This is a genomic window from Pseudomonas sp. yb_9, from assembly GCF_043103635.1.
Taxonomy (GTDB): domain Bacteria; phylum Pseudomonadota; class Gammaproteobacteria; order Pseudomonadales; family Pseudomonadaceae; genus Aquipseudomonas; species Aquipseudomonas monteilii.
The window spans coordinates 1-14,298 of record NZ_JBICKA010000005.1 but is presented as its reverse complement, the minus strand read 5'-3'; the positions used below and the strand labels follow the sequence as shown (position 1 = coordinate 14,298).

10 protein-coding genes are annotated in these 14,298 nt (G+C 58.5%); 3 read left to right on the top strand and 7 right to left on the bottom strand.

Features of this window, described 5'->3' with window-relative positions:
* Positions 1-663 precede the first annotated feature (663 nt).
* The 5 genes from ACF8MI_RS00250 to ACF8MI_RS00230 form a co-directional block, all read right to left on the bottom strand.
* Positions 664-1,056, bottom strand: coding sequence for a hypothetical protein (locus tag ACF8MI_RS00250; protein ID WP_280046316.1), 393 nt, complete (start codon positions 1,054-1,056; stop codon positions 664-666).
* A gap of 14 nt (positions 1,057-1,070) precedes the next feature.
* Positions 1,071-3,188, bottom strand: a complete 2,118-nt coding sequence (locus ACF8MI_RS00245) for a hypothetical protein (protein WP_392517277.1) — start codon at positions 3,186-3,188, stop codon at positions 1,071-1,073.
* A 1-nt stretch (position 3,189) separates the two neighbouring features.
* Positions 3,190-4,656, bottom strand: coding sequence for a hypothetical protein (locus ACF8MI_RS00240; protein ID WP_392517276.1), 1,467 nt, complete (start codon positions 4,654-4,656; stop codon positions 3,190-3,192).
* A gap of 1 nt (position 4,657) precedes the next feature.
* Positions 4,658-5,839 carry a tyrosine-type recombinase/integrase gene (locus tag ACF8MI_RS00235; RefSeq protein WP_392517275.1) on the bottom strand — a complete coding sequence of 394 codons (1,182 nt, stop codon included), beginning with the start codon at positions 5,837-5,839 and terminating at the stop codon, positions 4,658-4,660.
* A gap of 189 nt (positions 5,840-6,028) precedes the next feature.
* The gene (locus tag ACF8MI_RS00230; RefSeq protein WP_060498596.1) at positions 6,029-8,908 is read right to left on the bottom strand and encodes a ribonucleoside-diphosphate reductase subunit alpha; all 2,880 of its coding nucleotides are present in this window, start codon (positions 8,906-8,908) and stop codon (positions 6,029-6,031) included.
* A 747-nt stretch (positions 8,909-9,655) separates the two neighbouring features.
* On the opposite strand from ACF8MI_RS00230, the gene ACF8MI_RS00225 reads away from it, so the two are divergent.
* Together ACF8MI_RS00225 and ACF8MI_RS00220 are read left to right on the top strand one after the other, a co-directional pair.
* A complete protein-coding gene (locus ACF8MI_RS00225) occupies positions 9,656-10,354 on the top strand; it encodes a response regulator transcription factor (RefSeq protein ID WP_060498597.1) in 699 nt (232 codons plus the stop codon).
* Complete coding sequence (locus tag ACF8MI_RS00220) at positions 10,351-11,958, top strand: ATP-binding protein (RefSeq protein ID WP_027615350.1); 1,608 nt, start codon at positions 10,351-10,353, stop codon at positions 11,956-11,958. Before ACF8MI_RS00225 ends, ACF8MI_RS00220 begins: the two co-directional genes overlap by 4 nt.
* A 3-nt stretch (positions 11,959-11,961) precedes the next feature.
* Here ACF8MI_RS00220 and ACF8MI_RS00215 read toward each other — a convergent pair whose 3' ends face one another.
* Together ACF8MI_RS00215 and ACF8MI_RS00210 are read right to left on the bottom strand one after the other, a co-directional pair.
* Complete coding sequence (locus ACF8MI_RS00215; protein WP_060498598.1) at positions 11,962-12,663, bottom strand: 4'-phosphopantetheinyl transferase; 702 nt, start codon at positions 12,661-12,663, stop codon at positions 11,962-11,964.
* A 76-nt stretch (positions 12,664-12,739) separates the two neighbouring features.
* Positions 12,740-13,531, bottom strand: a complete 792-nt coding sequence (locus tag ACF8MI_RS00210; protein ID WP_060498599.1) for a dienelactone hydrolase family protein — start codon at positions 13,529-13,531, stop codon at positions 12,740-12,742.
* A gap of 129 nt (positions 13,532-13,660) precedes the next feature.
* On the opposite strand from ACF8MI_RS00210, the gene ACF8MI_RS00205 reads away from it, so the two are divergent.
* Positions 13,661-14,266 carry an outer membrane beta-barrel protein gene (locus ACF8MI_RS00205; protein WP_060498600.1) on the top strand — a complete coding sequence of 202 codons (606 nt, stop codon included), beginning with the start codon at positions 13,661-13,663 and terminating at the stop codon, positions 14,264-14,266.
* Positions 14,267-14,298 lie beyond the last annotated feature (32 nt).

Genomic DNA, 14,298 nt, shown 5'->3' with positions numbered 1-14,298 from the left:
GTTGGCGCGCTTTTTGTGGGGGCGGCCTTGTGTCGCGAGAGGGCTGCAAGGCAGCCCGGGCGATTTATGCGGCGGAGCTGAAAACTTGGGGGCGCTTCGTACCCCTATCGCGACACAAGGCCGCTCCCACAGTAGCGCAGTGTTTCGACGATGTGGGTCTTGGGGTGTTTGCGTGCTACTTCGACCGAGGTGAAGCGGCCGGTTTCAGCGTTGCGACCAATCTTGCGAGTTGCCACCTTTTTCCGCGCCATGGGCTTGTTTCCTTTTTTGAGAGGTCCTGTTCTTTTACCTAGCCGCGTGAGCGGTGGGCAAAGGGCAAGGTTTCTCTGGGGCGCGGATACAAAAATGCCGCGCGGGGCACCCGTAGGCACCCCGCGCGGCATTCAGGCCTTACTGGCAGAATACCCAGGTAGGATTCATATACATTCTTCAAATCCTTACCAGTAGGGGCCTTCAGCGCTTTTGGCTATTGGCTTTACAAAAAAACGTATACTTTCGAAGGGTTAGCCCCTTCCGAGGCTCGAAAGTATACGCAATCTGCCCAAAAATTCGAGGCATAATTTTGCTCGATTCTGATTCGTTTGGTCGCAGGTTAGCCCTCTGAAGGAGCCAGTCCCGGTCTTCAGCAAGGTGACAAGGCCACCCTTGCAGGTGGCCGGTGCTTCACGAGAGGTCTTTAGTTTTCACATACGGGAGAGGCCGATCTAGATCCTCTAGGCTCATACCTCTCCGAGAGGCGTTGTGCGCCCAGCGGACGAATTGCTCTAGGAGTCTGTTGTTTTCGCGTGTGAGGCGTTCTACACGTGCTTCGAGCTCACGCTGGCGGCTATCCATGAGTGCCATCTCTGGCGCCTTTCCTGAGGCTTCATCAGTCCCACGGCATCGCTCTTTCGCGTGATCCCAAGCGTCTTTGATCCGGTCATGCCTCAGCATTGCAGCTTTGGTGTAGCGATGGCCTACCTCCACCGCTAGGGCCTCCAGATAGAGATCCCAGGTCAGCTTTCCTGCCCATCCGTCCAGCATCAATACCGACTGATTGATGGTTTGGTCGGTCATCTTAGGCGCACCCATCAGAAGAACTCCATGGCCATGAGGGCTTCTTCGGCTTCATCAGCAAAGTCGCCCTGCTTAGCCGGCTCTGCGTCTGTGGCGATCATTCGAACGGCGTGAGCGAGCCCTGTCTTGGACTGGGTACTCTCGGGCGGAGGCAAAGTGATCATGGTTCCCTCAGGGATGGACGGGTCATTCATCTTTTCCAGCATGAGAGCCCAACGCTCCATACGTGGCTGGTTCTGCTTCAGCCATCGGGCAGCGCCTGCCTCACCTTCCGCTAGAGCAGCTGTTGCAGCGGCAACGGCCTTGGCATGAATCTCATACTGAAACTCAGCTTCTCTCTGGTGGCGTTCGTCCCCCTTCACAAACACGTGCTCAGAGCAGTTCGAGCAATCCTTGTCGAGAGGGCAAGGCGTCAGGGCGTAGTTATGCTTGCAGAGCCCGAAGCGCGTTACGCTGAGAGCGCCGAGCTCGACTCCCATGGCTTCCTGCTGGGTCAGCCCATGGCTCGCGATAAGCCCCTGAATCTTCTCGCTCAGCGCTTCTCCGGAAGATATGCCGCCTACATTGTCGCCAAGCTTCAGATAGGCCTCAATGAATGCCTCTTGGGGCACATGGTCGTACCATTCATTCTGTTTGACGTTCTTACGACCAGACCAAAATGCAATGAGAGATTCGCTCAGATGCTTACTCTGAGCGAGGGTGTTCAGAAGATGCCTGAAACCATGGGTAGTGATGGCTGTTGGGCTGCCGTCGCGGTTTGTTTTTCCATTTCGAGAGAAAATGGTCACCCCACGTGGGTTGGAGCCCAACTGGTTGTTGATCTGGTTGATGCTAAAGACCGCAGGAACGTTTAGGAGCGTCTCCGCCGTTGGATTCAGGATGTTCTCCGGTAGCACGAACAACGCGTCATGCCATTGCAATCCAGTTGTTCCGTCTAGCGTGGGAAATATCTCTGGGAGCTTGTTGAGCACATGATTCTCAAGCGAGGCAAACTCGAAAAGGCCTACCCAACTTCCATTCGGATCACTGCGGCGGGTAGGATCAGTGGTCTTCTGGCCTGTTTTGACTAGGCCATAGCGGCTGGCATGACCGGCGTTAATCGCCGTTTCCTTTCCCATGATTTTAGATACTTCGTAAAGGGTGATGGGTTCCCCTCTCAGATGTTCAAGCTCCGGTGGAAGGAACAACTTACTAGGGTTCTGTGCGTACCATAAAGCAGCCTTCCTAGCAGGTTCTCCAAGGTTAAGTAGGAAGTCGACAGTCTCGGTCGCAAGCCTTTCAAAAGTATCTGATGCTGCAAATTTTGTCAGAGGCATCCCTCCCTTTGCGGGATCCCATGCTAGCCCCATCATCAGACCTTCGTCACTCTCCACATGTCGTATGCAATTCACTGGTAGTGATAATACTTCCGATGCTCGGCTGGGGGCGAACATTGCCAGCGTTACGAACGCAGTAACAACCCGGTCAGGGATATGCTTGCTAGTGTGGTGGATTTCAGCAAGATCAAGAATTGTCTGAACGCTTGGGAGTCGGCTAACAACCTTGTCGTTGTTTTTAGGCGCAACACGATCAGTCCGGACTGGCTGCTTGTAAGGAATTGGAGAAACCCATTCAATAGGCGCAGGCGTAATTTTGGCCGGTGCAATAATCTGGGTGAGCAAACGCTCCAGGCACCGACCTGTAGCCCATGCATCTTTAAAGCGCTCTTGAAGTAGTTGTGCTGCGTCATCCAGAATAGTCGCATCCAATGCAGTGATGCACGCGGGTCGCCCAGAATTAAGGAGTGCCTGCTCTATGGCCTGCATTGAATAGAGGTATCGCCTGAACTCCTGAAGTTGAAAGCGACGCATGACCTCACTGAAAGCCGCTTTCGCGAAGTCGAGAAATGGTAGATCGAGTGGTATCTCGACAGTTGATTTGCTTCCTGATGGGTCTCTCAGTGATTTGAAGTGAGCTATCTTTTTTGTGCGCCCTTGATTTTTGCCAATTTTGAAGCTGGTAATGTTCCAGCTATCGTCATCCCAGTTGATATTGGTGAATGGTATGTTCACTTTCGCGTGAAGAATAAAGCTTTCAAGATTAGCGTTTGCAGCTAAGCCTGCCTTACCTACGAAATGTACTATCTCGCCCATGTTATGCGACTACCTCATGAATCCTGCTATCTCGCACAACCATGATCTGCTGTATGGCTGCCATTGCATTGACATTAATCTGCTGAATTCGAGGGTCAGTTTCGATTTCCTGATCTTCAATCAGGGTGACCATCAGAGTTTCCCAAGGTGCATCGATCAACGGTTCGAAATATGGGCAAGATAGGCAGGCAATGGGAGCGTGTTGATGGCATTCAGCACGTGTGCCACAAGCCCCCAAAGTCTCCCCCGTCAGTCGTAGGTAATCAGCAATCACGCAGTCATCGTCCCCTGCACGACTGGCCTCATCCAGATGCTCGATCAGGCGGCCTTGAAAGGCGCTGGCAAAGTAATCCATCTCTTTGCCTAGAGCCTGCCTGATAGGTTTCTGAAGTTGTGGCATCGACGCTCGATAAAACTGAATGCAAGAGGTGCTTCGGTGTGTGAGCAGCCTTGCTACTTCTGCGTCGGATGCTCCTTGGGCGAGCGCACGAGTAGCCATGGTGTAACGGAACCGGTAGGGGGTAATGTGAATAGGTGCTTCCAGTCGCTCGGAATAGGTAGGAAGCGCCGATAGAGTATCAGTCACCAAATGGCTAATGCTGGAGGGTGTACCCCTGAATAATGGATCTTCATTGGACGTATAGTTGTTCTCGTAGGTGTCCAGATAAGTTATTAAGCACTCCGCCAAAACCGTTGGAGCTTTCCTAATCCAATATTCCTTGGTGATTAGGCCTTCACCCTTGGCCAAAGGTATTCTAAGCGTAACCTCCATGCCGCCCCGATCATGGATGATCACATCACCGCGTCTCATTCGACATACTTGAACTGGGCGAACGCCGGTTCCTATAAAAAACCAGCACAAGGCAAAGGCAAAAAGAGATACACGCCTGTTTGCATAGCCCTCATTCAGAGCGAGGTGAATGCTATGAAGCTCCTGATTAGTCAATGCGCCTTTTTCGGGGTCGTTCGTAATCAGGGTGTAGTAAGAACCACCACCTTTTTGTTCCCACTTGTGATCATTATCTAAGAAGTCAGAGGCTTCCTCTGTCAGCCCCGGAAGACCTTGATCCTTGATCCTTCTTAGGAGTGGAATGAGGAAGGCGCGATATGATGAGCTGATGTCTAGGATTTGGCCGATAGCTTTCAGGTCGACAGTCTGGCGACTCTTCATGCCTTCGAGAGATAGCCAGGACTTGAGTGCTCTGGAAATCGTGTTGTTATATGAGAGGCTGTGAGTTGAAAGCGTCCCAGTTATACAACTGAAAAAGCTGAGATGCAGTGGGTTCTCGGCATCAAGCTGATCAAAGTGAACCGGGCATGCCCTACCATCCCTGTCATTAATGATCAACCTCTCTCCCGGCTCCACAGTCACCACGCGACCGTCAAGTAGTGCCACCGACTTGGTGGTTTTACCGGTCTCCCTCTGGGGTATCAGATCAAGAGTGGCCTGCGCTGCTGGTTTCATCATATTATTTGCCTGCGATGTCATTCGCTAATTCTTCTGCGATTCTGTCGGCTTTCTCTCTGATTGACCTAGCGGAATACCGAGGGGCCATATCGGACTTTATCGACCATCCGTTGTTATGGTTGCGAATTTTCTCTTCTTCTTCAGATGACATGCGCTTTTCCGGCGGCATAGCATCAATCTTTCGACTCAACCTGTCGTTCCACGTCCTTCGCATAGTGTGTGGAGCGAAATAGTCTGGTACGTGATCTGAGCTTTCACGTGCAACTTGGAAGATAAGATTTATTGCTGAGAGAGATATCTGATCTCCAGGTCGAGTTATGAATAAATAGCCATGCGCTCGCTTACGCGGAGAAACGTTGCTCCAATAGTCTCTAACGAACTCGCGAAAGAGGTCTGCGGTTTTTTGTGAGATGACCAAGTTTCGGGGGCGTGTCTTCGAAACTCGTACTTTAACGCGTTTGCGAGCATAGTCGACATCGTCAACGCGAACGTACCTTAGTTCATCCCTACGCATGCCGTTGTCCGAAAAAATCCTGTACATCAGGAAATTCCTGGCCTGAATGAACCCCTTTTTGAACGGATTCTTCGGTGATCCTGGAGTGAAGATTTCGTCAATGTCGATCATCATCGCTTCAGGAAGGCCCTCCACGGGGTCTCCTTGAGCCGGATTGCCTGTTCTTGGGGCTAGAGAGCGGAATCGGCGTATTGCCTTCTCTCGGGCATCTTTGAGGCCTTCCCAGTCTTTTGACGTCACTTGGTTACAGATGCGCTCGTGATGATGCTCAAGGAACCTGGCAAGCACCTGGATTCTATAGCCACCTTCAGCAGCAGAGGCATGATCGTGCGATTGAGCCACCGCCATCCTGCCACGCACCTGTTCGAGCCGAACTATCTTCTGTGGCTTCGCAGTGGCTGATTCTTTCAATTCGGCATCTTGCCCCGCCCGGCTCATCCTCAGGAAATTGGCCAGATCTTCGCACTGCTCAAGCGTCAGGAACGTTTCTGAGGTAAGTGCAGCGTGAATGTCGATTCTGCGGGCGTGAGCCCATAGATAGGCCATCCCGATGGTACGCAGGACTTTCTCGGTCGTTGTTAGGGCCGCACCCCTGTCGCGGTATCTGACAGTTGCGTAGACGTTTGGCAGGAAAGGAGGGGAGCCGTCCTCATCCACCAGTACAGCCATAGGTAGGCCGTCAGTGGCGGTGAAAGATCTGATTCGGATGGCTTGCAATGTATACGTTCCCTGAACCTATGAAATCAGGGCGGGGAGTATAGGTAGGAGATTTTTCTCTGTAAACCAAAAACCCCCTGTGTTATCAGGGGGTTTATGGTGTTCTAGGGATTAATGTATACGTTTTTCCCTAGCTGGATTTCACTGGCAGGCTTCGCAGTCAGGCTCGTCGATCGCACAGGCCTTTGGCACTGGCGCCGGGCCGGCGGCCTGGACCGGTGCGCTGTCGCCACCGCTGGAAACGGCGTTGAGCTTGCCGGTGTTGATGGTCGACTTCTCGGTGCTGGTTGCAGCCAGGGCACGGAGGTAGTAGGTGGTTTTCAGGCCACGGTACCAGGCCATGCGGTAGGTCACGTCCAGCTTCTTGCCCGAGGCGCCAGCGATGTACAGGTTCAGCGACTGAGCCTGGTCGATCCACTTCTGGCGACGCGAGGCAGCATCGACAATCCACTTGGTTTCCACTTCGAACGCAGTGGCGTACAGGTCTTTCAGCTCTTGCGGGATACGCTCGATCTGCTGCACCGAACCGTCGTAGTACTTCAGGTCGTTGATCATGACCGAGTCCCACAGGCCGCGGGCCTTCAGGTCGCGGACCAGGTACGGGTTGATCACGGTGAACTCGCCCGACAGGTTCGATTTCACGTACAGGTTCTGGTAGGTCGGCTCGATCGACTGCGACACGCCGGTGATGTTGGCGATGGTCGCGGTTGGCGCGATGGCCATGATGTTCGAGTTACGAATACCTTTTTGTACGCGGGCACGTACCGGAGCCCAGTCCAGGGTCTCGTTCAGGTCGACGTCGATGTACTTCTGGCCACGGGCCTCGATCAGGATCTGTTGCGAATCCAGTGGCAGGATGCCCTTGGACCACAGCGAACCCTGGAAGGTCTCGTACGCACCGCGCTCATCGGCCAGGTCGCAAGAAGCCTGGATGGCGAAGTAGCTGACCGCTTCCATCGACCTGTCGGCGAACTCGACTGCAGCATCGGAACCGTAGGCAATGTGCTGCAGGTACAGAGCGTCCTGGAAGCCCATGATGCCCAGGCCGACCGGGCGGTGCTTGAGGTTCGAGTTACGCGCTTGCGGCACCGAGTAGTAGTTGATGTCGATCACGTTGTCGAGCATGCGCACGGCGGTGTTCACGGTGCGTTGCAGCTTGGCGGTGTCCAGCTTGCCGTCGACGATGTGGTTCGGCAGGTTGATCGAGCCCAGGTTGCAGACTGCGATCTCGTCCTTGTTGGTGTTCAGGGTGATCTCGGTGCACAGGTTCGAGCTGTGGACCACGCCCACGTGCTGCTGCGGAGAGCGCAGGTTGCACGGGTCCTTGAAGGTCAGCCACGGGTGGCCGGTCTCGAACAGCATCGACAGCATCTTGCGCCACAGGTCTTTGGCCTGAATGGTCTTGAACACCTTGATCTTGTTGTACTCGGTCAGGGCTTCGTAGTACTCGTAGCGCTCTTCGAAGGCCTTGCCGGTCAGGTCGTGCAGGTCTGGCACTTCCGAAGGCGAGAACAGGGTCCACTTGCCGTCATCGAAGACACGCTTCATGAACAGGTCAGGGATCCAGTTGGCGGTGTTCATGTCGTGGGTACGACGGCGGTCATCACCGGTGTTTTTACGCAGCTCGATGAATTCTTCGATGTCCAAGTGCCAGGTTTCCAGGTAGGCACACACCGCGCCCTTGCGCTTGCCACCCTGGTTCACGGCAACGGCGGTGTCGTTGACCACTTTGAGGAACGGTACAACGCCCTGGGACTTGCCGTTGGTGCCCTTGATGTAGGAGCCCAGTGCACGTACAGGGGTCCAGTCGTTGCCCAGGCCACCGGCGAATTTCGACAGCATGGCGTTGTCGTGGATCGCGTGGTAGATGCCCGACAGGTCGTCCGGCACGGTGGTCAGGTAGCAGCTGGACAACTGCGGGCGCAGGGTGCCGGCGTTGAACAGGGTCGGGGTCGAGGCCATGTAGTCGAAGGACGACAACAGGTTGTAGAACTCGATCGCGCGGGCTTCCTTGTCTTTCTCTTCCAGCGCCAGGCCCATGGCCACACGCATGAAGAACACCTGCGGCAGCTCGAAGCGTACGCCATCCTTGTGGATGAAGTAGCGGTCGTACAGGGTCTGCAGGCCCAGGTAGGTGAACTGCTGGTCGCGCTCGTGGTTGATCGCCTTGCCCAGTTTTTCCAGGTCGAAGTCAGCCAGGGCAGGGTTCAGCAGCTCGAACTCGATACCTTTGGCGACGTAGGCCGGCAGGGCCTTGGCGTACAAGTCGGCCATTTCGTGGTGGGTGGCGCTGTCGGCTACGTTCAGGAAGCCCAGGCCTTCGGCGCGCAGGGTGTCCATCAGCAGGCGGGCGGTGACGAACGAGTAGTTCGGCTCGCGCTCTACCAGGGTACGGGCGGTCATCACCAGGGCGGTGTTGACGTCCTTGATGGCCACGCCGTCGTACAGGTTCTTCAGGGTTTCGCGCTGGATCAGGTCGCCATCGACTTCGGCTAGGCCTTCGCAGGCTTCGCTGATGATGGTGTTCAGGCGGGCCATGTCGAGCGGCGCCAGGCTGCCGTCGGCCAGGGTGATGCGGATGGACGGGTGCGGCTCGACCACGGCATCGGTGTTGGCGCGGGTGGCACGCTCCTTGGCACGCTGGTCGCGGTAGATCACGTAGTCACGGGCGACTTTCTGCTCGCCGGCGCGCATCAGGGCCAGTTCGACCTGGTCCTGGATTTCTTCGATGTGGATGGTGCCACCCGATGGCATGCGACGTTTGAACGTGGCGGTAACCTGCTCGGTCAGGCGCGCGACGGTGTCGTGGATGCGCGACGAAGCGGCAGCGGTGCCGCCTTCAACTGCGAGAAACGCCTTGGTGATGGCCACGGTGATCTTGTCGTCGGTGTAAGGGACGACAGTGCCGTTGCGCTTGATCACGCGCAGTTGGCCAGGGGCGGTAGCGGCCAGATCCTGGTTGGAATCGGCAGCTTGCGGCACCTTGGCTTGCGGGTTCTCGCGAGTTGTGTCGGTTTGCATGGGTGGGTGTCTCCACAGTTTCTATAGTGTTCAGGCGCCTTTTGGGCGCCCACCGTTCCGTCCACTTGCTCGATGCCCCGGCGGGGATGCGCAATGCATGCGCATCCGCCCGCGCGGGCGTACCGACTTCGGGACAGACTCAGGAATTAGGGCAATAGCTCGCCGCTCCCTGGCCGAAGTCAAAGGTTCTGGGCCTGAGCCCAAAATCTGTTGCTGATGAGTGTCAGGCCTGGCCTGCAACACCCATACCCGAACAAGGCCCTGGAAGGGCTTGCCTCGGTCGCCTCCGCAGGAGCGGTTTGGCTGCTGAAATCACTTGAAGTTCCGCCCGGAAAATCGCTCGATTTTGCGGGTTGACTTTTGTGTGTGATTTTGCACGAACCCCAACATCTAGTGGTTCGCTGCGATCGGGATACAAGATAATGCGGTATTGGGGCCTTTGCAAGGCGAGCGCCTGTGGATAACGTGTGCGTACTTTGTGTGTGAATGGTGGGTATTGGCTGTAGGCCTTGTGCCAAGTGGTTTGCAGTATTTTTCTGCGCCTTGCTGCCCCGGGGCAGTTTTTTTCGGGCGCGAACCCTATCACAAAAAACGGTTCAGTCGAGGGGCTGTGAGTGGCTTGGCAGTGCCGGGGGCGGGACGTAGTATCCGAGGCAGATGTTGCCTTTTGGTTAAAGGGGTATGTTGCCTGTGCCGGCCTCTTCGCGGGCGCTGGCAAAAGAAAAACAACAAGCGAAGGCCTAAGCCATGGACCATCCCACCCCCCGCATCCTCATTGTCGAAGACGACCAGCGCCTGGCCGAGCTCACCGCCGAATACTTGCAAGCCAACGGCTACGAGGTCGCGGTGGAGGGCGACGGCGCCCGCGCCGCGCGGCGCATCGTCGACAGCCAGCCCGACTTGGTCATCCTTGACCTCATGCTGCCCGGCGAGGACGGCCTGAGCATCTGCCGGCGTGTACGCAGCCAGTACCCCGGCCCGATCCTGATGCTCACTGCCCGCAGCGACGAACTCGACCAGGTCCAGGGCCTGGACCTGGGGGCCGACGACTACGTGTGCAAACCGGTACGCCCACGCCTGCTGCTGGCGCGTATCCAGGCCCTGCTGCGCCGCAGCGAGGCCGTGGACAACAAGCGCCAGGACCTGGCCTTCGGCGCCCTGCGTATCGACAACCGCTTGCGCGAGGCGCGCTTGGGCGAAACGCTGATCGAGCTGACCGGCGCCGAATTCGACCTTCTCTGGCTGCTGGCCAGCAACGCCGGCCGCGTGCTGACCCGCGAGCAGATCTTCACCGCGCTGCGCGGTGTGGGCTACGACGGCCAGGACCGCTCCATCGACATCCGCATTTCAAAAATTCGCCCCAAGATCGGCGATGATCCGCTCCAGCCCCGCTTGATCAAGACCCTGCGCAGCAAGGGCTACCTGTTTGTCGGCGAGGCGCCATGAACAACTCGATCTTCCTGCGTATCTACGGCGGCATGCTGGCTGTGCTGGTGCTGGTGGCCCTGCTTGGCATACTCAGCCTGCATCTGGTCAACGAAGTGCGCGCCGCCCAGCACCGCGAAGGCCTGGCCCAGGGCACCTTCAGCCTGATGGCCGACAACCTCGCACAGCAGAATGACACCGAACGCAAACGCTCGCTGCTGATTTGGGAGCGCCTGCTGGGTGTGCCGCTGGCGTTGCAGCCCATGACGGCGCGCACCCTCGACGGCGGCCAGCGGGCTCGCCTGTACCGTGGCCTGGTGGTGGTCGAAAAGACCGGCCCGCATGCGGCACAAGTGCTTCGCAAGGTAGGCCAGGAAGACCTGATGCTGGTCGCGCAGATCAAACAGATAAGCGAGCAGTTGGCGCGCGCCACCCTTTATCTGCTGGCCGATGAACTGGTGCGTTACCCGATCACCGAACAGCAGCAGCGGTTGGCGCAGATCAAGCAGGAAAAGGGCTTCGGTTTTGGCGTCGCCCTGCAGCGCATCGAGCGGGTAAGCCTGGACGATGACCAGCGGCGCCGGGTCGAGGAGGGCGACACCGTGATGGCGCTGGGCAGGGATGGCGACTCGATCCGAGTGTTTGCCGGGCTGTCAGGTTCGCCCTGGGTGCTGGAAATCGGCCCGTTGTACCAGCTCAACCCGTATCCACCGCAGTTGCTGATATTGATCGCCTTCCTTGGCCTGTGCCTGATCGGCCTAGTGGTCTACCTGCTGGTACGCCAGCTGGAGCGCCGTGTGTCGGGCCTGGAAGTTGCCGCCACTCGTATTGCCCAAGGCAGCCTGGATACCCGCGTGCCTGCCGGTGACGCCGACTCGGTCGGGCGCCTGGCCGCTGCTTTCAACGGCATGGCCGAGCACCTGCAGCGCTCGCTGACCATGCAGCGTGAGCTGGTGCGGGCGGTGTCCCACGAGCTGCGCACGCCGGTTGCGCGCCTGCGGTTTGGCCTGGAGATGATTGAAAGCGCCACCACCGAACAGGCACGGGCCAAGCACCTGGCAGGCATGGACGGGGATATCCAGGACCTCGACAAGCTGGTTGACGAGATGCTGACCTATGCCCGCCTGGAGCAGGGCGCACCGGCCTTGAAGTTCCAGCGGGTAGACCTGGATGCCTTGCTCGACCGCGTGATCGAAGAGCTGGCACCGCTGCGTGCCGAGGTGCGGGTGGTGCGTGGCGACTGCCAGGGCGCGGACGCCGATGGCGCCTGGGTCGAGGCCGAGCCGCGTTACCTGCACAGGGCCCTGCAGAACCTGGTCGGCAATGCCATGCGCCATGCCGAGCGCGAAGTGCGCCTGAGCTACCAGCTGGGGCAGCAACGCTGCCGCATTGATGTGGAAGATGACGGCCCAGGTATACCCGAGGGCTTCTGGGACCGTATTTTCACCCCGTTCACCCGCCTCGACGACAGCCGTACACGGGCCTCGGGTGGGCATGGCCTGGGCCTGTCGATCGTGCGGCGGATCATCTACTGGCACGCAGGCCGGGCCACGGTGGGGCGCAGCGAGGCGCTGGGCGGCGCCTGCTTCAGCCTGAACTGGCCGCGCCAGCAGGCCCCTTTGTAAAGGTCAGACGCTGACCAGGCTGAGCAGGTGGCCGTCCTGCACGCTGAACTGGCCCTGCAATTCTGCGCCGTGCTGCCATTGTGGCGACAGGTCGGTGAGCAGGCGCAGACGCGCCAGGCCATCGGCGGACCATTCCAGCACCTCGGCGTGCTCGAAATAGAAGCGCTGGCGAGTGAGCGGGTAGAGGGTCTTGAACAGGCTTTCCTTCAGCGAGAAGGTCAGGGTGACCGTCAAGCCGAGCTGGCGACGGTCCAGGCGTTCGAGTTCGGGTGGGGTAAGGATTTCGCCCATCAGCCGTTCGGCGCGTTCGTCATCCAGCAGGGACTCCTGATCCAGCCCCAGGCCTTGGCAGCTGCCCTGGGCCGCGACCACGGCGGCGGCCCAGCCTTTGCCATGGGTGATCGAACCGAGGATGCCTGCCGGCCAGATCGGTGAGCGGTCCTCGTGGGTGCCGGGCACGTAATTGCGGCCATCCAGGCGTTGCAGTGCAGCGCGGGCGCATACGCGGCCGGCCAGGTACTCGGCCTGGCGCTTGGCCACCGAGCGTTGCAGGCTGGCACTGGGCACGATGCCGGCACGCTGGAAGTCATCGCGGCCCAGGAGGGCGGGGTCAAAGGCGCAGCTGACCAGCACCGCGCCGGGGAGCGGGCGGGGTAAGGGCCAGTGGTGCTGGAGCGGGGCGCAACAGGCGGGGAGTGTGTTCATGGGGCTTATTGTGCCAGCCGCAGCAGCGGTGTGGGAGTTGGGATTGTTGGGGCCGTGAAACGGCCCCCGACAATCTCTACTTGAACACTTTCTTGAAGAACGCCTGCATATCCGCCCAAGAGCTTTCATCCGCCGCCTTGTTATAGCCAATGTCCGGCCCGCCATGCTCGCCATGGCTCAACCGGTCAGCATCGGGGTTGGTAAACCCGTGCTTGGCGCCTTCAATACTGACGAATTCATAGTTGACCTTGGCCGCCTCCATTTCTGCCTTGAACGCATCCACCTGCTGTTGGGTGACCATGCTGTCCGCCGCCCCGTGCTCGACCAGGATATCGGCCCGCACCACGCCCGGTTTTGCCGGTGTCTGGGTAGCCAGCGCACCATGGAAGCTCACCACGCCGTCCAGCTTCTCGCCCCGGCGCGCGGCATCGAGCACCACCTTGCCGCCGAAGCAGTAACCGACAGCACCCAGCTGATGCTTGTTGGTATTCGGTTGCAGCTTCAACAGTTCAAGGCCGGCGTCGAAGCGTGCTGCCGCCGCTGCCGGGTCCTTCATGGCGGCAGTCATGAACGCCTGGGCGTCCTGCGGGTGCTCGGTGTGCTTGCCGTCGCCATACATGTCGATAGCCAGCGCGTTGTAGCCCAGCGCCGCCAGGTCGCGGGCGCGGCGTTTGGCGTAGTCGTTCAGCCCCCACCATTCATGCACCACGACAATGCCAGGGCGTTTGCCCTCGATGGCGTCGTCGTAGGCGTAATAGCCGACCAGGCGGTTGCCATCGGCGTCCTGGTAAGGGATTTCACGGGTTTGTACCGCCGCTTGGGCTAAGGCGGCGCTGCACATCAGGGTCAGGGCCAGCAGGGCACGCATGGTTACTACTCCTTGTCTTGCAGACAGTTCGTTCAGCCGGTGTTCAGCCAGGGTTCAGTCGCGGTTCAGGGTGCCCTGCTTACTCTAGCTTCCAGACCGAAACAGCGCACCCAACTGGAGTATCCAGCCATGAAAACCTTCAATACCCTGCTTGCCGCCATGGCCGTCTGCGCCGCTGGCATCACCACCGCCCAGGCCGCCGACGACAACTTCGCCAGCCTGACCTACGGCCAGACCAGCGACAAGGTTCGCAAGTCCGGCCTGCTGCAGCGCAACACCGACCATCTCAACGCCGATGGCATCATCGGCAAGGATGACACCTGGGGCGTGCGTCTGGGCAAGATCAATGACCAAGGCCGCTACTACATGACCTATGACAACGTCTCGGGCGACCACAGCGGCCTCAAGCTGCGCCAGGAAAACCTGCTGGGCAGCTACGACCTGTTCCTGCCGGTGGGCGATACCACCAAGCTGTTTGGCGGTGGCAGCCTGGGCGTGACCAAGCTGACCCAGGACTCGCCAGGTGCCAGCCGCGATACCGACTACGGTTATGCCTATGGCCTGCAGGCGGGTGTGATCCAGGACATCACCGACAAAGCCTCGGTCGAACTGGGCTACCGTTACCTGCGCACCAATGCCGCGACCGAAGTGGGCGAGCGTGGCGGGCCGAAGGACGGCACCCTGCGCCTGAGCAGCAGTGCGCAGACCTACCTGGCTGCAAGCTACAAGTTCTGACGGGCGAGCCGCGTTATCCTGTACCGGCCCTT